The sequence below is a fragment of the Limnothrix redekei LRLZ20PSL1 genome, assembly GCF_043235035.1.
GTDB lineage: Bacteria > Cyanobacteriota > Cyanobacteriia > CACIAM-69d > CACIAM-69d > CACIAM-69d.
Genome location: NZ_JAZAQF010000069.1, coordinates 95,761 through 115,482 on the forward strand (window position 1 = coordinate 95,761; position 19,722 = coordinate 115,482).

General features: G+C 56.7%; 14 protein-coding genes and 1 pseudogene. 9 read left to right on the forward strand and 6 right to left on the reverse strand.

Features of this window, described 5'->3' with window-relative positions:
- Positions 1-72: 72 nt before the first annotated feature.
- The 9 genes from sixA (at position 73) to VPK24_RS11675 (ending at position 15,113) form a co-directional block, all read left to right on the forward strand.
- Positions 73-639 carry a phosphohistidine phosphatase SixA gene (gene sixA, locus VPK24_RS11635; protein WP_190355024.1) on the forward strand — a complete coding sequence of 189 codons (567 nt, stop codon included), beginning with the start codon at positions 73-75 and terminating at the stop codon, positions 637-639.
- Positions 640-656: 17 nt separating this feature from the next.
- Complete coding sequence (locus VPK24_RS11640) at positions 657-1,889, forward strand: citrate synthase (RefSeq protein ID WP_190354878.1); 1,233 nt, start codon at positions 657-659, stop codon at positions 1,887-1,889.
- Between the two features lie 23 nt (positions 1,890-1,912).
- Positions 1,913-2,875, forward strand: coding sequence for an energy-coupling factor transporter transmembrane component T family protein (locus VPK24_RS11645; protein ID WP_393013463.1), 963 nt, complete (start codon positions 1,913-1,915; stop codon positions 2,873-2,875).
- A 170-nt stretch (positions 2,876-3,045) separates the two neighbouring features.
- Positions 3,046-5,091, forward strand: a complete 2,046-nt coding sequence (locus VPK24_RS11650) for a hypothetical protein (protein ID WP_393013466.1) — start codon at positions 3,046-3,048, stop codon at positions 5,089-5,091.
- A 72-nt stretch (positions 5,092-5,163) separates the two neighbouring features.
- Positions 5,164-6,207 carry a tRNA lysidine(34) synthetase TilS gene (gene tilS, locus VPK24_RS11655; RefSeq protein WP_393013469.1) on the forward strand — a complete coding sequence of 348 codons (1,044 nt, stop codon included), beginning with the start codon at positions 5,164-5,166 and terminating at the stop codon, positions 6,205-6,207.
- Positions 6,208-6,487: 280 nt separating this feature from the next.
- On the forward strand, positions 6,488-7,657 hold the full coding sequence (locus VPK24_RS11660; protein WP_393013472.1) for a pentapeptide repeat-containing protein: 1,170 nt from the start codon (positions 6,488-6,490) through the stop codon (positions 7,655-7,657).
- 447 nt (positions 7,658-8,104) lie between these two features.
- On the forward strand, positions 8,105-11,644 hold the full coding sequence (locus VPK24_RS11665; protein ID WP_393013475.1) for an MHYT domain-containing protein: 3,540 nt from the start codon (positions 8,105-8,107) through the stop codon (positions 11,642-11,644).
- Positions 11,645-11,688: 44 nt separating this feature from the next.
- Entirely contained in the window at positions 11,689-13,785 is a 2,097-nt protein-coding gene (locus VPK24_RS11670; RefSeq protein WP_393013478.1) for a putative bifunctional diguanylate cyclase/phosphodiesterase, read from the forward strand.
- A gap of 23 nt (positions 13,786-13,808) precedes the next feature.
- Positions 13,809-15,113 carry a hybrid sensor histidine kinase/response regulator gene (locus tag VPK24_RS11675; RefSeq protein WP_393013480.1) on the forward strand — a complete coding sequence of 435 codons (1,305 nt, stop codon included), beginning with the start codon at positions 13,809-13,811 and terminating at the stop codon, positions 15,111-15,113.
- A gap of 57 nt (positions 15,114-15,170) precedes the next feature.
- Here the strand turns inward: VPK24_RS11675 and arsM are convergent, their stop codons facing one another.
- The 6 genes and pseudogenes from arsM to VPK24_RS11705 all read right to left on the reverse strand — a co-directional run bounded on the left by arsM (position 15,171) and on the right by VPK24_RS11705 (position 19,692).
- Positions 15,171-16,139, reverse strand: a complete 969-nt coding sequence (gene arsM, locus VPK24_RS11680; protein ID WP_393013483.1) for an arsenosugar biosynthesis arsenite methyltransferase ArsM — start codon at positions 16,137-16,139, stop codon at positions 15,171-15,173.
- Between the two features lie 179 nt (positions 16,140-16,318).
- Positions 16,319-16,708 (reverse strand): annotated as a pseudogene (gene rbfA / locus VPK24_RS11685) (30S ribosome-binding factor RbfA); the annotation flags it as partial.
- Positions 16,709-16,790: 82 nt separating this feature from the next.
- The gene (locus VPK24_RS11690; RefSeq protein ID WP_099531454.1) at positions 16,791-16,997 is read right to left on the reverse strand and encodes a DUF751 family protein; all 207 of its coding nucleotides are present in this window, start codon (positions 16,995-16,997) and stop codon (positions 16,791-16,793) included.
- 213 nt (positions 16,998-17,210) lie between these two features.
- Complete coding sequence (locus tag VPK24_RS11695) at positions 17,211-18,182, reverse strand: NAD(P)H-dependent glycerol-3-phosphate dehydrogenase (RefSeq protein WP_393013684.1); 972 nt, start codon at positions 18,180-18,182, stop codon at positions 17,211-17,213.
- 269 nt (positions 18,183-18,451) lie between these two features.
- Complete coding sequence (locus VPK24_RS11700; protein ID WP_190354885.1) at positions 18,452-19,003, reverse strand: hypothetical protein; 552 nt, start codon at positions 19,001-19,003, stop codon at positions 18,452-18,454.
- Positions 19,004-19,242: 239 nt separating this feature from the next.
- Positions 19,243-19,692: a tellurite resistance TerB family protein gene (locus VPK24_RS11705; protein WP_393013487.1), complete on the reverse strand. Its 450-nt coding sequence runs from the start codon at positions 19,690-19,692 to the stop codon at positions 19,243-19,245.
- Positions 19,693-19,722 lie beyond the last annotated feature (30 nt).

A 19,722-nucleotide genomic window follows, 5' to 3' on the forward strand; every position in this document is an offset into this window, starting at 1 on the left:
AACTTTTGGAAATTTGATGAGAACCCCGGAGTTGGCTAACCTGGTTTGGCTACCGGTTTGGCTAAAACTTTCATGTCTTCCGTGATTTCTGCCATTGAGCTATATCTAATTCGCCATGGCATTGCCGCCGAACGCGGCACTTATGTTAACGATGACGATCGCCCCCTCACCCCTGTGGGCCAAACCAAAACCCGTGCCATGGCCGATCGGCTGCGGGAACAGAAACTGTTCTTTGACACCCTGGTCACCAGTCCCCTCGTGCGGGCCCGGGAAACCGCCGCCATCCTGCAAGGAGTGGGTTTGGCTGCCCAAGTGGAGATTTGGCCCGAACTGACACCCGATCGGGCGATCGACCCCTGGTTAGAGCGCTACGATCAGTGGCGAACTCAGCACCTGGCCCAAGCCGCCTTTCCCGCCAAGCCCTCTCCCCGGCTGCGGCTGGCCCTGGTGGGCCACGAACCCACCCTCAGCCAGTGGGCCAACCAACTGATCTGGGGCGATGGAAACCCGATCAATGACGCACGGGACACAATCGTGCTGAAAAAAGCAGGTATTATTGGTTTGATTTTGCCCCCCATGGGTTCTCCTCTTGGTTGCAGCCAGCTCTTTTGGCTGACCCCTCCCCGATTATTCCTATAGTTTTCTGCCCTTGCCCTATGGCTACACCAGCGACTTCCGATCGCGTCAACGAAAGCACTGGCGACTCAGCCAAAACGGCTGCCCCTGCCTGTGAATTCCGGCCGGGTCTCGAAGGTGTTCCCGCAACCCAATCGGCCATCAGTTATGTGGATGGCAAAAACGGCATTTTGGAATATCGAGGGATGGCGATCGAGGAGTTGGCGCGGCATAGCACCTTCCTGGAAACCACCTTTCTGTTGATTTGGGGCTGTTTGCCCACCCGGGAGGAGTTGGAAGAATTTGAGCATGACATTCGCTATCACCGGCGGGTGAAGTTCCGGATTCGGGACATGATGAAATGCTTCCCGGAAAGCGGTCACCCGATGGATGCACTGCAAGCTTCAGCGGCGGCCCTGGGGCTGTTTTATTCGCGGCGGGCCCTGCCCAACCCGGCTTATATTCGTCAAGCGGCTATTCGGTTGCTGGCCAAGATTCCAACGATGGTGGCGGCCTTCCAATCGATCCGCAAGGGCAATGACCCCATTCAACCCCGGGATGATTTGGGCTATGCGGCCAACTTCCTGTACATGCTCAATGAGCGCGAGCCAGATCCCCTGGCGGCCCGGGTGTTTGACACCTGCTTGATCCTCCATGCGGAGCATACGATCAATGCATCTACCTTCTCGGCCATGGTGACCGCTTCCACCATGACCGACCCTTACGCGGTGGTGGCTTCGGCGGTGGGCACATTGGCGGGGCCGCTCCACGGCGGGGCTAATGAGGAAGTGATCGATATGCTGGAGGCGATCGGCTCGATCGAGAATGTGGTTCCCTACATCGATCGGTGCATCGCGGAAAAGCAAAAAATCATGGGCTTTGGCCACCGGGTTTATAAGGTCAAAGACCCAAGGGCTACGGTGCTGCAAAGCCTCGCAGAAGAACTATTTGACAACTTGGGCCGCGACCAATATTACGACTTGGCCTTGGAAGTGGAGCGCGTCGTGTCCGATCGCCTGGGTCACAAGGGCATTTACCCCAACGTGGACTTCTACTCGGGCTTGGTTTATCGTCGCCTGGGCATTCCGACGGATCTGTTCACGCCGGTTTTTGCGATCGCCCGCGTGGCTGGTTGGTTAGCCCACTGGCGCGAACAACTGTCCACCAATCGCATCTTCCGACCCACCCAAATCTACACGGGTGAACATGAGGCATCGTACCAGCCGATCGAGCAGCGCCAATCTCTCGTGCGGTTTGATACGCTCGCCAACTAGTGCTGTCCTAGGCGCTGCCGTTCATGGACTTAATGCGATCGCTCCCCTTGGGGCTGTACCTTGAACAACCGGTAACTTGGCTCCATCGCCTGGATTCTCGGGTGAAGCTGGGTTGGCTGCTGGCTTTCCTGCTGATGCCCGTTTTGGCCAGCGGGGTGGCCCGGTTGGGGTTAGTGGCCCTGTTGGTGCTGTTGACCGTGGGGGCCGGAATTCCCTGGCGAGTTTGGCGACAGCAGTTGGTTTGGTTGTTGCTGGTGGGCTTTTTTGCCACCTTGCTCACGGCCTTGTCTCCCGATGGCTATGGCCTGAAATATCAACCCCGATCGCCTGCGGACTTGAATTGGTCAAGTTTGAATTCGTCAAATGCTCAAGACCCGGCTAGCGGTTCAGCCCCAGTGGGCCAGGCAATCGCCTCTGAATCCTTGGTCTTGCCCCAACCAACCCAATATCGATACTGGCTGGTGCAACAGGGCTGGTTGAAGGTGTCCCGGCGATCGCTGGGCTTGGGCGTACGGGTTGGCACTTTGGTCTTTATTCTGATTTACAGCACCACGCTGTTTTTGCTGACCACGGCTCCCGAGGAAATTGCAGCCGGTTTGGAAAGTTTGATGGCTCCTTTGGGACGCTTAGGCCTGCCCGTGGCAGAAGTGACCTTGACGTTGACCCTCTCCCTGCGGTTCATTCCGCTGGTGTTGGAAGAGGTGCAAAATTTGGTGCGATCGATTCGCACCCGCGCCATCAACTGGCGGCGGCTGGGCTGGCGTGGCACGGTCAAAATTTGGCTGATTTTGGCAGAACGCTTGCTGGAAAATCTGCTAATGCGGGCGGAACAGATGGCCACCGCCATGCAAGTACGTGGGTTCACCACTCCCGATCGTCATTCTTTGCCCCTGTCTGTGCCTCGGCTGCGGGCCCGGGATGGGGTGGCGATTGGGGTGCTGTTGTTGGTCGCTGGGGCGCGGCTCTGGTGGGGGTGGCAACCTTAAAATCAGGAAGCAAAATCAGGGAGCGGCCCATCATTAATCCCATTATCAAAACGTCAGATTAGCGTTTTGTGGATTGCACTCCAGAAAAAATTGCACTCCAGAAAATTGTATGCGTTACTGAGAAAGCCACCCTTTTTTGGGACGCTTGCGAAACGGCCCGAGCAGCGACTATGGATTTAACGCCCCCTTGCCCTGATTCTGACCAAGACTGGACGACGGTTAATTTTCCGGGAGCACTGTCTTTGGAAGCATTGGTCGAGGATGGAGCGGATGACGGAGCGGACTCGGCCATGGATCACCTGGCTGATCAGGGCGATCGTATGGAAGCGGGGGTGAATCCGAGTTCGGAGATGGTCGCCCCCCCAATCACCCATCCGACCAGCACCAACCCAGCAGCAACGGGACCGGCGCGATCGGGCACGGATGTTTTGCAACCCTATTGGTCAGGTAATCGGCCAGCCCGATCGCCTGCGGAGTTACCATTCCAGCGCGAGGAACCCAACCACGGCGGCTCTCGGTTGAGGGGTTCTCGGCTTAATGATGCCGCCTTGAGTGGTTCCCGATTGGGTGACTCCCGACTCAGGGGCGATCGATCCTCAGGCGGGTTGCCCGCCGGGCCCACGGATGTGGCCCAATTGGTAGCAGTGGCGGAGACCCTGAATCAAGAAAACGAGCAATTGCGGCAACAGGTGGCCCGGTTGGAAACGGCGGTGGCGGAATGCCGGGCCACGCTGGATTTGCAACAAATGCGGGCCCAAACCCAACAGGCCCTCTACGACGCGCGATCGCGAGATTTTGAGAGCACCAAACAGGAAGCGACGCGCTTGGCTGAAGCCTTGGCAGCGGCCCAAACCCAGTTGGCCCAACAGGATCAGGAACGGGCGGAATGGGTGCAGCAGGAAGCCTGCGATCGGGGACGCATTGCCCAACTGGAACGGGCCTGCGCATTGCTGCAAGAACAGTGCTTGAAGCAAGCCGATGAGCTGATGCAACTGCAAGGGCGGCAACAGGACTTGCAGGAGCGACTCAAGCGCCAACAACGGCAAACCCTGCAACTGCGAACCGCCTTGGAACAATGCCTGGAGCAGGAATATGGGCGATCGGTGTTGCCGCCCCTGAACGAAACGGAACCCCGATCGCTGGCGCATCCAGCGGCCCTGACGCAATCTGAGCCGTCCTCCGGTGACTTGACGGATGATCAATGTGACTTGACTGATCATCAAGAGGATCAATGGGTTGATCAAGACTGGGTTGATGGGGATTGGGCTGATGGGGATTGGGCGGCAACGGCAACCCTGCCCCAAGCACCGGAGCCACCTGTGGAGCGGCCGGCTGACCCGATCGATGCCATTCGGACTGAAGAAATTTTGGCCTTGCTGAATTGGGACTTAGAGCAAACCGCACCGAATTTGTCCTATCAAATCCGGCAGCGAGCGCAATTGGCGGCGATCGATCCAGTAACAGCCGATCGCGCACTCGCCAATCAGGCACAAGACATTACGCCCAAGGCTTTACCCCCGATCGAGGCCGATGGGGCGGCCTCCGAGTGGGAATCCCTGCCGGACGCGGTTGCAACCGATGGCCTCGCGGGTCTGGATCGTGATGGCCTCGATGATCTAGCGGATGCCCTGTGGTTGAGTGATTGGCCCCGTCCCCTCAGTCCTACGGAGCAAAGTGACGTGTTGGCCCGGTTGATGGCCTTGGCGGAAACAGAGCAAGCAGATCTGCCCAGCCCAGTTTCCCCCATGCCGGCCCCCGCTCCGAGGCGATCAATCCAACTACCCTTGACCGAATCGCACCACAGTAGCTCGCCACCGTCACTAGCGGATTCAATGGCGATTTCAGCGGCGATCGAAGCCGAATCGGCCCAGCTCGATCGCCCGGCCCGCCCTTCGATTAACTTGTACCCCATTGACTCCCATTCGCCGGACTTCGATCCGCTGTCGGAGCCTGATCGACCGGATCGGAGCGATCGATCTCGGCAACCGGATCCGATTGAACCCATTGACCCCATTGATCTTGAACCCATTGATGGAGAAGATTTAGCGACACCTTTGGCGGAAGTGCTGTCCTTAGAGGCGGAGTTGATGGATTGGCCGGCGCGATCGACTCCAGTGGCGACCTCAGAACCGTTGCCCCAATGGCCCGCGCCCACCTTGGCCAAGCCTCGCAAGCGGCGCGATTCGCTGGCCGCCGTTGAGCTGCCCAAGTTCTAGGCAATAGTCCTAGGGCGCTCGGTGATAGTCCTAGGCGATTCCACTCCTTGAGGTGCAGGGGGAACAGCAAGGATGGCGGAACCCTGGAGTGATCAACATGCCCGTTTTCATCAGACCCTGCGATCGCGCGGCTTACTCCCGATCGGAACCAGGGTGCTGGTGGCGGTTTCCGGCGGCCAAGATTCGATCGGCCTGTTGCGGTTGTTGGTAGATTTACGCCGCCTTTGGCATTGGGAATTGGTGGTGGGGCACTGCAACCACGGTTGGCGCTCCGATGCGGCCGCCAATGGGGACTTCGTGATTCAATTAGCCAACGATTGGGGGTTGCCCGCTGCCCTGGCCACTTGGGACGCACCCCAAGCCAACGAGGCAGCCGCCCGTGCCTGGCGGTACGATGCCTTGAGCAGCTTGGCCCAACAGCACCGTTGCAGCACGATCGTGACGGGACACACGGCCAGCGATCGGGCAGAAACCTTGTTGCATCACCTGATTCGCGGCAGTGGGAGCGATGGCTTGGGGTCTTTGGATTGGCAACGATCGCTCGGGTCGCTGCAATTGGTGCGTCCGCTGCTGGATTGGACTAGGGCAGAAACGGCAGAATTTTGCCAAACTTGGCAGTTACCCCGCTGGGAAGACAGCACCAATCAGGATCAGCGTTATTTTCGGAACCGGTTGCGATCGCAGGTATTGCCCCTGTTGCGAGCAGCGTTTAACCCCCAGGTGGAACGCCACTTGGCCCAAACGGCGGAACTATTGGCGGATGAGACTCAATGGTTAGAACAGCTCACCGCCCAATGGCTGGAGACCCATGGGCACGATCGCGCTGGGCCAGGTCGGGACAATGGGGGCGATCGGCTCGATCGCGCTCAACTGCAACGGGAGCCGATCGCCCTTCAGCGGCGGGTGTTGCGTCGTTGGTTAACCCAACAAACCGCCCGATCGCCCACCTACGCCCAAGTGGCGGCGGTGTTGGCTTTGGTGAACGCTCCCCAGGGCAGCCAAACCCGTTCCCTGCCTCAGGGGGCTGTGGTGCGGGTGCTTGATCGTTGGCTGATTTGGTTGCCGGCCGAGTCTTCCAGCGGCCAAACTGAGCAGGGCGATCGGCCACTGGGCTGACCCTGCGCTGATCAGTTGATCAAAGAAGCAATCTTGATCAAAGGAGCGATCGAGGAACCGGTCAAAAACCAAGCGAGAGCCGATCAACAACCAAGCGAGATCCGATCGAGGCCTGGGGGCAATTCTTCCTGAATCCATTTGCCGTCCCCCGATCGCTCGCCGTCTTCGCCAACGAATGCTAAAAACGAAGGGACGCAAGAGCATCTTGCCTCCAAACGACCTCGCCAAGAACGAATTTCCACCCGAATTTCAGCCAGCATTTCAACAATATTTCCCTGCCATGTCCGCGATCGAATCCCACTTCCGCAATCGTTCCCTGGCCGCTACTGCCGTTTCCGCCGTCGGCCGCTGGGGGTTAGCTGGCTCGATCGCCGCCCTGGCCATGGGATTTGCCACTCCCGCCCAGGCCAGCGACTTTAACCAAACCACCTTCAACCGGCGCAACTTGGTGCAAAGCAACCAATGCCCCAGTTGCAACCTTCAGGGCAATGATTTGAATGGGTTGGATCTGCGAGGGGCCAACCTGCGAGGGGCCAACCTGCGCGAAACGCTGATTATTCGGGCCAACTTGCGGGGAGCCGACCTGAGCGGCGCGGATCTGCGGGGCGCTTACCTGTGGGGTACAGATTTAACCGGAGCACGCCTCGATGGGGCGAACCTTTGCGGGGCGATCGTTCCCAGTGGTGCGCGATCGAACGTGGGCTGTGTGGACTTTTCCAGCTCTGATTTTCGGCCCTCGCCCCCAACGGCCAGTGGCCCGCAAGTGCTGTCTTTGAACGCGGCCGGGACGGCCGGCCTGGCCACCGGCACGGTCACGAGCGATCGCAGTGATGTGTGGTTGGTGAATGGGCGGCCCGGGCGAATGCAGGTGTTGATTTCCTCCCGCAATAGCAATGCACGCTTTGATGTGTTGGGGCCCGATGGGTCTCGGTTGGCCACCAATACAGGCGAAGCATTCATTGAAATTCCCAGCGAAGGCCAATACCAAGTGGTGGTCAGCAGTTTGCGCGGCCCGGAAACCTATGAACTGTCGGTGGAACTGTCCCCGATCGAGCAGCGGCCCCAATCCACCAACCGCGACGAGAGCAATCCTTGGGAGCGCGAGGTGGTGACTCGTCCTTTCCAGGCGGGCCCCGCCCTGGCCGGTCGCTCCAACACCTACGCCCTGTCGATCGACCCCCTCAGCCGCTACGGTACGGCCCAAGGAGAGGTGACCAGTGGCGAGCAAGATATCTGGCAGGTGGATTTACCGGCCGGGTCGGTTGAGGTACGGCTTGATTCTTACAATGGTCGCGCCAGGTTCGATTTAACCAATGATGACGGCCGCGTCCTGGCCCGCCAGGTCAGCAAAACACGCTTCCGGGCCCTGGAGGATGCTCGCTATGACATTTCCGTGGGCACGATGGGTGGCTTCACCAATTACCGACTCTGGGTCAGCTTCGATCAATAACTTGATCAATCAGCTCCACCAGATCCACAGGAAAATCCATAGGTGCAAGATGCACAAATTGGCTCATTGAGGCACATTGAAAGAGGCACGTTGACAGGCTGTTAACAGGATTCAGTTTCAGTTATCGATATTCGGTTCGGTATCGATATCGATCGATAGTGCTTGTCGGTATTGATCATTCGGTATTGATCATCGGGACTAATCATCGTGACCGATCGCCACTGATCAGCAACACCACTGATCAGCAACGCCACTGATCAGCAACGCCACTGATCAGCAACACCACTGATCAGCAACACCACTGATCAGCAACGCAGTTGTTTCCTCAGGGCCCAAATTCCCCGTGAGGCTGGGAAAACTATACAAAACAAGCTCTAATTGCCCGAAGTAATTGCCCGAAGTAATTGCTACCCGCCACTACAGCCCTGAATTGTTAAACAATTGCCCATGGAGCCTCTGCTGAGTCCCGTTTTTGGGATGTATGACTGGTCGTTGGTTAGTGCTTCGCTGGCGATCGCGATCGTCGCATCCTACACGGCCCTCGATGTGGCGGGCCGGTTGCGCCTGGCCCAAACCGTTCGCCAACAGACGCTGTGGTTGGTCAGTGGCAGCCTAGCCATGGGGGTGGGCATTTGGTCCATGCATTTTGTGGGCATGTTGGCCTTTCAGTTGCCCATGGCCGTTCACTACGACCTCAACACCACGTTGCTGTCCTTGTTTTGGGCCCTGATTGCCTCGGGGATTGGCCTGTATGTCATGAGCCGCAGCACAGTGCGCTTTTCACTGTTGGTGGGGGGGCTGTGCATGGGGCTGGCGATCGTGGCGATGCACTATACCGGCATGGCGGCGATGCAGTTACCCGGGGAAGTGCATTATTCCTGGCCGGGGGTTGGTGCTTCTGTGGTGATTGCTCTGGTGGCTGCCTATGGGGCGGCTTGGCTGTCTTTGCGGTTGGGGCGATCGGGCATAGAGGCGGCTGGCAGTGGAATTCCCTTTACCTGGCAGTCCCTCAGTAGCGCCATCATCATGGGCTGTGGAATTGGGGGGATGCACTACACCGCCATGGCCAGCACGCAGTTTTGGATGGTGAATCACTCGGTTTTTGGGTTTTCGGAGCAGGCCCCAGATTTCCCGATCGGGAGCGGGGGTCTCAATCAGCCTTCCAACTTGCCCAGCATCACTTCGGCGGGGTTGGCGGTGGATGTGGCCTTGGGGGCGATCGTCATTTTGGTGATTGCTCTGGCCATTTCAACGTTTGAGCGGATGCTCGATCGACAGCGAGTGCGAGAGCAAACCCTCAGCGAAAGTGAGATGCGGTTTCGATTGCTGATCGATCGCCTGCCAACGGGGGTGTTGCTGGTGGATGCGGGTGGGCGCATCTTGTCTTGCAATCCCATGGCGGCCAAGCTGTTGGGCACTTCTGTGGAGGCCCTTCAGGGGCAAATTTTCCATGCGGGGTTGCCCACCCTCAATCCGAATGACTTCACCCTTGGCCAAGATCTGATGCCGCTTCAGCAGATTTTGGCGTTGGGGGAGCCGGATGCGACCGTGCCCGATCGCCCGACGGTGAACCGAGGCGTGGGCAACCTGCTGAAAGCCAATTTCACTGGCTTCAGTTCCAGCTTCAGCGCCAGTTTGGGTTGGGATGGGGGTGAAACCGGTAACGGTGGGGCCGCCAATCGATCGACGGGACAATCTTGGACAGCCGATCGCGCCACCAATCCCCAATGGCGCTTGGCCAACACCATCTTGAGCTTGAACGAAGGCGAACAACGGCGCTGGTTGTTGGTGAATGCGGATCCAATTCTGAATGCAGATCAGCAGGTGGAGCGGGTGGTTTGTTCCCTGACGGACATTACCGATCGCCGGCTGGCTGAGTTAGCCCTCCAAAAAACTGCCCGCCGCGAAACCACCATCGCCCGCGTGATTCAACGGATGCGGCGCACCCTGGAGTTACAAACCATTCTCGATACCACCACCAGCGAGCTTCAGCAAATCATTGAGTGCGATCGTGTTTTGGTCTACCGCTTTGAGCCGAACTGGAGTGGGCGAGTGGTTTCAGAGGCCGTGGTTCCCGGTTGGACACCGGTTTATAACAACACCACCATTGAGCGAATTGCGGTTGATCGCCCGGAATGCATTATCAAAACGATCGATAGCCAAAACCTGTTGATTCAAGACACCTACCTCCAAGACACCCAAGGGGGCAGCTACCAAACCACCCGCAGTTGTCGCTGTGTCAGTGATATCTATGCCTACGGTTTCGATGATTGCTATCTCCGATTGTTAGAGGCCTTGGAGGCTAGGGCCTATATCATCGTGCCGATTTTCTGTCGGGAGCAGTTGTGGGGCCTGTTGGCTTGCTACCAAAATGACCAGCCGCGCAGTTGGACGGAGGTGGAAGTGGCCAGCGTGGTGCGGATTGCCGAGCAATTTGGCGTGGCCGTGCAACAGGCCGAATTGCTCGCCAAAACCCAACAGCAAACGATCGAACTGTTGGCTGCCAAGGAAGAGGCCGATCGAGCCAACCGGGCCAAAAGTCACTTTTTAGCCCAAATGAGCCATGAACTCCGCACCCCCCTGAATGCGATTTTGGGCTTTACCCAACTGATGGCGCGAGATCCGTCCCTTTCCCTGACCCACCGCCAACAGACCAATATTGTGAACCGTAGCGGCGAGCATCTCTTGGGCCTGATCAACAGCATTTTGGATATGTCCAAAATCGAAGCGGCCCAAATGACGCTGCAACTGGAGCGGTTTGATCTGCATCGGTTGCTAGACACCTTGCAAGACCTGTTGACCGTGAAGGCGGAAAACAAGGGGTTGGTGTTGCTTTTTGAGCGATCGGCCACCCTGCCGCAATTTGTGATCACGGATCAGAACCGATTGCGGCAAATTTTGCTGAATCTGTTGGGCAATGCGTTGAAATTTACCGATCGGGGGCGGGTGATTTTAACGGCGCGGGAGTTGCCAACCACTGCCATCGGGGAGCGATCGTCACTGATCACCGAGACCCCGCCCACCTGCGAGACCGACCCCGCCGCCATTAGCCTGGAGTTCAACATCAGCGACACGGGGCCGGGCCTATCTGCCGAAGAAATTGCCCAACTGTTTCGGCCCTTTGAGCAAACAGCCGTTGGCCAGCGATCGGGTCAGGGAACCGGGTTGGGCCTGTCCATTTCTCGGGAATTTGCCCGCTTGTTGGGGGGCGACATCTCGGTTTATAGTCAACCGCAAACGGGAGCCACCTTCACGGTCACGATCCAAGCCCAGCGGGCAGAAACCAGCGGCGCGATCGACTCCGCTTCCCAGCAACCCATCCTGCGGCTGGCTCCGGGGCAACCGGCCTATTTGATTTTGGTGGCCGATGACCATGCGGACAGCCGCGCCCTGCTAACGGACTTGCTGAACCAAGTGGGCTTTCAGACCATCGCCGCCATCAATGGTCAAATGGCCGTTGAACTGTGGCAACAGCACCATCCCCAGGCCATCTTCATGGATATGAAAATGCCCGGTTTGGATGGTTATGCGGCCAGCCGCCTGATCAAATCCCAGCCCGGCGGCCACCAAACTCTGATCATTGCCTTAACGGCCAGCGCCTTTGATCAAGATCGAGCGGCAATTTTGGCGGCCGGCTGTGATGATTTGATTTGTAAACCTTTTAACTTCACTGATCTGCTGGAGTTGCTGGGTCAAAAACTAGGGGTGCAATACCTTTACCAAGCGCCTGCGGAGTCGGAACCCAACACCACCCCGATCGATACGGATCCTCGTACCTTGCTGACCCAACTGGTGAGCTTGCCTGACCCTTGGCAGCAGCAATTCCGAGCGGCCGTCACCCGAGGCAGCGATAGCCAAGCCTTGCAACTTCTGGAAGCGCTGCCGGACAGTGCCAACGCCCTGCGGCAAGTCCTCAACCAATGGATTGATGGTTTGCGGTTTGATCGGGTGTTGGAATTATTGGATGAAGCGCAATCCGTCCCCTAGATCAGTCCGTTTATCTCAATATGCCGTCTGAGTTGTTGCCTGCCATGTCGCACCCTGCTCCCCAGTCCGACCCGTCATCGGACTCGCCTCCCGCCACTCACACGCCTCTTGCGGGACATTTCCCCGGGGTTGTGAGTGAATTCCAGGAGTCTGGCCTGGATCGATCGAGCGGCTGGCCCCATGCTGACCAACCGCTCGATCGACCCGCGGCCGCTGCGGTGATCGCTCCCGATCGGGCCGCGACCCCTGTAATGGCTGACATTAATGCTGACACCGATATCGAGCAAGCTGGTTTTCAACAGGTGGATCTCCAGCCGGCCGATATCTTGATTGTGGACGATACCCCCGAAAACCTGAAGCTCTTAGCAGCCCTCTTAGCTGGTGAGCACTATCACATCCGCAAGGCGATCAACGGTTCCATGGCCTTACGGTCTGTGGCCGCCGATCCGCCAGATTTGATTCTGCTCGATATCATGATGCCGGACATGGACGGCTACAGCGTTTGCCAGGCCCTGAAGGCGGATCCCAGCACGGCCGACATTCCCGTCATTTTTCTCAGTGGTCTCAGCGATACTTTCGACAAGGTGCGGGCTTTTGAAACGGGCGGCTCAGACTACATCACCAAGCCCTTTCATGGCCAGGAAGTGCTGGCCCGGGTGCGCACCCACTTGCAGGCGCGATCGGCCCAACAGCGAATGGCTGCGCTGAACTTGGACTTGGAACGGCGTGTGCGGGAGCGCACTTGGGCCCTGGAGCAGGCGAATGCGACACTGCATACGGAAATTCAAGAGCGCCAGCGGCTACAAGAACAACTGATGGATTTGGTGCTGCGGGATGACCTCACGGGGTTGCCCAATCGCACCGCCTTCATGCGGGAGTTGGCGGAACGGTTTCAAGCCGCTCGCCAAGCCCAAGCCGATCGGGTGGCAGTGCTGTTTGTTGACTGCGATCGCTTCAAAGTGGTGAACGATTCCTTGGGGCATTTTGTGGGCGATCAATTATTGATTAGCCTGGCTCAACGGCTTCAGTCCCTGCTGGAGCCGCCCCACCTCATGGCGCGATTCGGGGGCGATGAATTCACCCTGCTGCTACAGGGGCCCGATCCCCTTGCCTTGGCCCAAACCTATGCCGATCGGGTCATGGAAGCCTTGCAGCGATCGTTTAAGCTCCAGGGCCATGAAATTTTCACCAACGCCAGCATTGGCATTGCCGTAGACTCCGACAACTACAACCATCCGGAACACCTGTTGCGGGATGCCGATGCGGCCATGTACCAAGCCAAAACCATGGGCCGGGGTCAATACCAACAGTTCAACAAGGCCATGCATCGCTACGCCCTCCAGACCCTGGAGATGGAAACCGAGCTGCGTCATGCCCTCCAAAACCAGGCGCTGCAAGTGGCCTATCAGCCCATTGTTTGCCTGGCCACGGGAGAATTGGCCGGTTGCGAAGCCCTAGTGCGCTGGCCCCATCCCGTTCATGGTTATGTGCCCCCTTCAATGTTTATTCCCGTCGCAGAAGAGACAGGATTAATTGTGGCGATTGGGGAATTTGTGTTAACCGAAGCGCTGAAACAGATCAAACAGTGGAATCGCGATCGACCCCGCGATCGACCTTTATTTGTGAGCGTGAATCTTTCGGTTCGCCAAGTTAACCAACAGGATTTTCTGGAAAAATTCAATCAAATTGCTCAAGACTTGGCCGCAGATCTCTCCTGTCTCAAGCTAGAAATTACCGAAGGGGTGTTTATGGGCCACACTCCTCAAAACATTGCCGTTTTGAATAATTTGCGCGATCGACAAATTCAAATTTGCGTCGATGATTTTGGAACGGGCTACTCATCCCTGAGTTATTTACAAAAACTGCCCGTGGACATTCTCAAGATCGATCGCTCCTTCATCACGCCCCTGGATGAGTCCCACGAACGGGGTGAACTCGTAGCTGCCATCATCCACATTGCCCAAACCATGCAAAAACAGATTGTGGCAGAAGGCGTTGAAACGATCGCTCAACTCCAGAAATTACAAGACTTTAAATGTGATTTCATTCAAGGCTATTGGGTGGCTAAACCCCTCACAGTTGCCGAAATGGAGAATTTTTTGAGCGCCTATCCTATCAAATTCTGGCCCGAGCAGAATTGATATTCATTTCCTGAGTTTTGCCGATGAACGCCACGGTTGCACCCGCGATGTCTACCCAATCGGACACAAAAGAGGACATTCTGATTGTTGACGACACGATCGCCAACATTCAATTCCTATCCTCTTTACTAGTAGAACAGGGTTACTTGGTTCGCAAGGCCCTTAATGGCCCCATGGCCTTGCAATCAATTCATGCCGATCCGCCTAGCCTGATTCTGTTGGATATCAACATGCCGGGTATGAATGGCTATGAAGTTTGTCGAGTCCTCAAGGAGAATGATCAACTCAAAAAGATTCCGATTATTTTCTTGAGTGCCCTGGATAGCGCCCAGGATAAAGTGCAAGCCTTTCAAATGGGCGGCGCTGACTACATCACCAAACCTTTTCAATTAGAAGAAGTCATTGCCCGCATTGAAAATCAGCTCGCTCTGAAGCGGGCTCAAGAGAGCCTCCTTGCCCAAAACTTAACCCTACAAAGGGTTTTGGAAGAATTACGCCAAACCCATTTGCGACTGTTGCAGCAGGAAAAAATGGCTAGCATTGGTCAGTTGGCTGCGGGAATGGCCCATGAAATTAATAATCCCCTGAGTTTCATTGCGGGTAATTTGTCGCCTGCAAGGGAGTATTTGGCCACGCTATTTGAGTTGCTGAATCAGTATCAAGCGGCTTGTCCTAATCCGCCGGAGTCGGTGCAAAGGATTCTGAAAGAAATCGATTTGGAGTTCATTGCCCGGGACTTTAAATCATTGGTGGATGCGATGCAAAATGGAGTCGATCGCATTCAGTCAATTATTCTGGCTTTGCGCATTTTTTCGCGATTAGGAGAAGCCGAAATTAAGTCGATGAACTTGCACGACGGGCTGGACAGCACTTTGCTGTTGCTGAATCAACCCTTAGCCGATTTAAAAATCCGCGTGATTAAAACCTATGGAGATTTGCCGCCTGTGAAGTGCCATGCGGGCCAGGTGAATCAGGTTTTTTTGAATATTCTGAATAATGCGATCGAGGCGTTGAGTTCTGCGATGCAAAGACAGCAACTTCAAGAAGATCCAACGATTTGGATTTGCACCGAACACACCAGCCCCACCACCATTCAGGTGCGAATTCGGGACAACGGGGTGGGAATTTCCCCAGAAGTTCAGCGCCAATTATTTGACCCCTTCTTCACCACAAAGCCGATCGGGCAAGGGGTGGGCTTAAATTTGGCCAGTAGCTATCAAATTATTGTGAATCATCACCACGGGCAATTAACCGTTGAGTCAGCCAAGGGAGCGGGGGCTGAATTCTGCATTGAGCTGCCGATCACCCTGCGTGCCGAGGCCGTTTGAGCCGGATTTGAGCCGGAACAGTGCTGAAGCGGCTTGGCTCCGCGCCAGCGCCAATTCCTAACAGCAACCATCACCGCGATAGTGCCAAGTGGAGGGGGTGATGGTGATTTGCTTGGGTTCTTTGGCTCCCAAGTGGGCGGCGGTTTTGTCGCAAACACCCGCCGGTACGCCCCGATCGAGTTGATGGCCTTGGCCATCGTTGTAGTGATCTTGGGGGCCGGTGTAAATGGCTGTTTTGCCCGTGAAAATACAGGGGCCATCCTCAGGAATGGGGACTTTAAAGGCAACGCTATCGAGGCTTTCGAGCAGCAGGTCACTCTCAATTTGATAAGTGGCGCGATCGAGAAGGCGATAGGGACGGCGGGCCCGAACTTCCACTTGGCCAAATCCGGCGGCCACAATTCGATCGACATAGGCTTCGTAGGTGAGGGCCCCGGAAAGGCACATGGCCCGCAGCCGTTCATCCTGGCGCAGGTGTTCGGGGATGGGTCGCTGGGCGATCGGGTCGCTCATCATCAACCGGCCGCCGGGCTTCAGAACGCGGTGCGCTTCCGCCAGGGCCCGATCGAGATCTGCCGGTTCAAAAATATTGAACAAGCAGTTTTGGGCCATCACATCCACTGACTCAGGGGCGATCGGCAATTCAAAGGCATCACCGGCCACGATTTGCACAAAGCTCAAATCAAACCAGTCGTTTAACTGGGCAGCTTGCTGTAAGTTCTCGATCGCCGCCGATCGCATTTCTGCCACCGGCTCCACCGCAATCACCGCGCCCGGTCGCCGCGAAAAATAGGCAAATTGCAAAGCTTCCAAACCGCCACCCACACCCACATAGAGCACGGTGGGTTGTCCAGTGAGTTCCGTGGGCTGCACGGTTGTGCCGCAACCATAATTCATGTTGGACATGCGGGCGGGAATTCGCAGCCCTGGAAATTGCACCGTGCTGCCTTGAACACAACACAGCCCCACTTCTGGGGTAACGGCGGCAGCTCGGTAAAAATCAGCAGCAGTTTCTAGGTAACTCATTGCAATTCGCCAGCCTCCGATCCTGCATTTAATTCATGATCAAGTTCGTCTTCGTCGTCTAGCTCATCATCGTCTTCATCGTCGAACTCGTCTTCAAATTCGTCGTCTAGCTCGTCATCGAATTCATCATCTAGATCGTCATCTAGTTCATCATCAACTAAGGCTGCATTGGCCCCATTTTGGTGATCCGTCTCCAAGTCCAGGGGATGTTCTTTGCGGTGTTGTTCAAGCTGTTCCAAAAGACTGAGAACGCGGCTTCCCCGCTCGATCGAACTATCTTCGATAAAAATCACTTCCGGGGTTCGTCGCAGCCGCACCCGCTGCCCCAATTCACTGCGCACATAGCCAGTAGCCGATCGCAAACCAGCCATGGCGGCTTCGCGAGCTTCCGTCGTGCCATAGACACTGACAAAAATCTTGGCATGTTGCAAATCGCCGGACACATCCACATCGGTGACGCTGACCATCCCCAGCCCCACCCGATCGTCCTTGATATCATTCATCAGCATCTGGCTGACTTCGCGCCGAATCATTTCCGCCACCCGCGCGACTCGCCGGTTTGTAGCCATTGCTCAATTCTCCAAAAATGCAGTCGAAATGCCGCGAAAACGCTGGCCGTTGAATTTTGCCGCTGAATTTTGCCGTTGAATTTTATTGAACTTCCGCCAAACCCAACATGGCCCGCAGCGTGAAGAACACAAATCCCAAGGCAGAGGCAAATAAGCAGCCCACGGCAATGGCCGATCGCCGGTCTTTCATTAATCCCGTAAAGGGCGAGAGCAGCGTGAGCACCACGCCCAGGCTGAAGCTAATCAGAAAGCGAGGATAGCGTAAAACATTATTCAAAAAGTCTTGCATGGGAATTTCAACGGTGATTTCAACCGGCGAGGGAAAGGCGATCGCCTGGGCAAGGGGCGTTGAGTTGGGAAACGCCGGCCCTGGAAGCCATGAGCCAATCCTTATTTTACGGGCAATTTGGCGAGTGCTTGGCGGGGCGATCGGTTGGCTTGTGGGACTTGGGCTGAGTTGGGGCTGAGTTGGGGCTGAGTTAGAGATTAACGGGCCGCTGGCTCAGAGTAGCTCGTCTTCAAATTCTTGCTTGAGGTCGCGATCGATCAAGGCGCGCACGGCCTGCTGTGGCGTGATTTGGCCATGCAGCAGGCGATGGACTTGACGGGCGATCGGGACGGGAATTTGTTGCTCGCGGGCAATGGCCACCAACACTTCCACGGTGTTGATTCCCTCCACGGTGCTGTGAATTTCCGCCAGGACGCGATCGAGGGGTTTCCCTTGGGCCAACCCATAGCCCACCTGGTAATTACGCGAGAGCGCACTGTTGCAGGTGGCCAGCAAGTCGCCCAAGCCCGCCAGCCCAAAAAATGTTTCCGCTTGGGCCCCCAAATGCGTGCCAATCCGAATCATTTCCGGCAGGGCCCGGGTCAGGAGGGCCGCCTTGGCGTTGGTTCCCAATTGCAAACCGTCACAAACGCCCGCCGCGATCGCCATTACGTTTTTGAGGGTTCCGCCCAATTCCGTCCCGATCGGGTCGAGGTTGGCATAAACCCGCAACACATTAGAGGCAAAGAGCCGCTGGGCTGCTTCGGCCGCCCCTTGGTCATAGCTGGCCACCACCGTCGCGGCCGGCAACCCATGTTCAATTTCCTGGGAGAGATTGGGCCCCGACAACACCACGATCGGGTTCTGGGGAAAAGCCGAGTGCCACATCTGGGAAGGTGTTTGGTGGCTTTGGGCATCCAGCCCCTTGGTGGCGGTGATCAACACCGTGGAGGGGGGCATCTCCGTGGCCGCTAACCGGGTGATCGAGTCGCTTACCCCCTTCATCGACACCGCCGACAGGACAAAGTTGGCTCCCCCGATCGCCTCCGCCAGACTCTCGGGACTTCGCCGCGACCACAGCCGCACGATCGCCTGGGGATTTTGCCGCGCCAGCCGGGCCAAGGCCGCTCCCCAAACGCCCGCACCAATGATGGCGATCGTGACGGGAGCCATGTCCACCCGATCGCCCCTTGCCGTGTTGATCATCACTTTTCCTCTCGCTCCTGTGCCGATTCCTGGCCACCGGCCTCAGCATCTCCTTGCAGGCCTCGGCAACCCAATCAACTATCAATCCACCGCCGATCGCAGAGGAACCGTAAAAGACTCAACCCAAAACGACCCTCTTTATCTCGACTTCGCATCTCGACTTCGCGTAATGCCCTTGCCCTCAGCAGCTCTTTGTCAGCACTCTGATCATGGTTGGAGATTAAGCGCTGGTGGAGACCAATCGTTGGATCGATCGCGCCGTTGGTTCTTCAAGGGAACAAGCCGCGCCGTTTGCGAGCCTCCATGGCCCGTTCCAACATGCCCAACAGGCCGGGGGCTTCTTCCTGGAGGGCCAATAACAGCCGCTCCCCAGCCTCCTCATCGTTTGGGTCCAGCCCTGTTTCCATAACCGCCATCAGTCGCGGCATGGCGAAATCATCAACAATTTGAATCAGCCCCACCAAACAGCGGTTAAATTGTTTTTCCGTGAGGGGAGCATCTTCCAGGGGAAATTCAATGATGGCTCGAATTTCTCCATCGGAGGGGTCATATTCCCACTGGAGCATTTTGGTTTCCCAGGAAATGCTCAGCATGGTTTGCAAAATGGCGGCTTTGTGGGGGTGGTTTTGAATGCCGCTGATGACCTGGGGCGCAAACAGCTTGAAAAAACGCCCTTCTTCTTCGAGCTGCACCACCAATTGAAAGTCATCGAGGTTGTCGGCCTGAACGGCGGTGACAATCCACGATCGCTCGTGGTCAATGTCGTAGGTCCAACCCCGGCGATCGAGGTAGCTGGCAATTTGTTCTAAAGTCGCGCCCATTGAGGAACGTTGGAGATTGCATTTCGGTGCAAAGCCAGCCTAGCAAACGGTGCTCCCCAAACGAGCTTTTGGGGGAATCTTTCTGGGGCGGTGGTCAATCGCTCCGTTGATTAGCCCTCGGATTAGCCCTCAAAAACTGCTGCGCTTCTAGGGGTGGCCTACCCCCGATCGCGATTCTTGGGCTGCTGACCTGCTGGCCTCAGCCTTAGCCGCGATCTTTGCTTAGTCGCGATCTTTGCTTAGCCGCGATTTTTGATGGTCATGGCGGTGATCAACAACTCAGCGGTTTGGGGGGAAATGGCGAGGGCGCTGGCCAGTTCCGTGAGAAATTCTTGCTCGGAAACATCCAAGGTTCCGTCAGTGAGGGTCATGTCAGCGGCCACGGCGTAGGCGGTTTCGCGCAGGTCTTCGGGCAAGGCCACTTGGGCCCCTTGAAACAGCGCATCGGGCCCTTGGGATTGCATGATGCCCAGGAGTTTGTCGATCATTTTGGCCATGTGCTCTTCGTCAAAGCGCTTGAATAGTTGCATTCGATAGAGGCTGTCGCGGAGGGTGCGCACTTCTTCATCGGTGGCGTAACCGTCGGCGGCCATGGCAATCACCAAAATCGCCGCAAACGCCTCGGGCGAGGACAGGGTGATCGTCCCGTCGGGAGTTGCTTTCCGAAACACGCTGTCGAGTAGGCCCATAGTGAATCCGTCCTTAAAAAGTCAAAACCC

Coding starts and splice junctions, on each gene's coding strand:
- VPK24_RS11675 (WP_393013480.1), top strand. CDS start 13,809: ATGAACGCCACGGTTGCACCCGCGATGTCTACCCAATCGGACACAAAA.
- tilS (WP_393013469.1), top strand. CDS start 5,164: ATGGCGGAACCCTGGAGTGATCAACATGCCCGTTTTCATCAGACCCTG.
- sixA (WP_190355024.1), top strand. CDS start 73: ATGTCTTCCGTGATTTCTGCCATTGAGCTATATCTAATTCGCCATGGC.
- VPK24_RS11690 (WP_099531454.1), bottom strand. CDS start 16,997: ATGCAAGACTTTTTGAATAATGTTTTACGCTATCCTCGCTTTCTGATT.
- VPK24_RS11660 (WP_393013472.1), top strand. CDS start 6,488: ATGTCCGCGATCGAATCCCACTTCCGCAATCGTTCCCTGGCCGCTACT.
- arsM (WP_393013483.1), bottom strand. CDS start 16,139: ATGAGTTACCTAGAAACTGCTGCTGATTTTTACCGAGCTGCCGCCGTT.
- VPK24_RS11705 (WP_393013487.1), bottom strand. CDS start 19,692: ATGGGCCTACTCGACAGCGTGTTTCGGAAAGCAACTCCCGACGGGACG.
- VPK24_RS11645 (WP_393013463.1), top strand. CDS start 1,913: ATGGACTTAATGCGATCGCTCCCCTTGGGGCTGTACCTTGAACAACCG.
- VPK24_RS11700 (WP_190354885.1), bottom strand. CDS start 19,003: ATGGGCGCGACTTTAGAACAAATTGCCAGCTACCTCGATCGCCGGGGT.
- VPK24_RS11665 (WP_393013475.1), top strand. CDS start 8,105: ATGGAGCCTCTGCTGAGTCCCGTTTTTGGGATGTATGACTGGTCGTTG.
- VPK24_RS11695 (WP_393013684.1), bottom strand. CDS start 18,182: ATGATCAACACGGCAAGGGGCGATCGGGTGGACATGGCTCCCGTCACG.
- VPK24_RS11650 (WP_393013466.1), top strand. CDS start 3,046: ATGGATTTAACGCCCCCTTGCCCTGATTCTGACCAAGACTGGACGACG.
- VPK24_RS11670 (WP_393013478.1), top strand. CDS start 11,689: ATGTCGCACCCTGCTCCCCAGTCCGACCCGTCATCGGACTCGCCTCCC.
- VPK24_RS11640 (WP_190354878.1), top strand. CDS start 657: ATGGCTACACCAGCGACTTCCGATCGCGTCAACGAAAGCACTGGCGAC.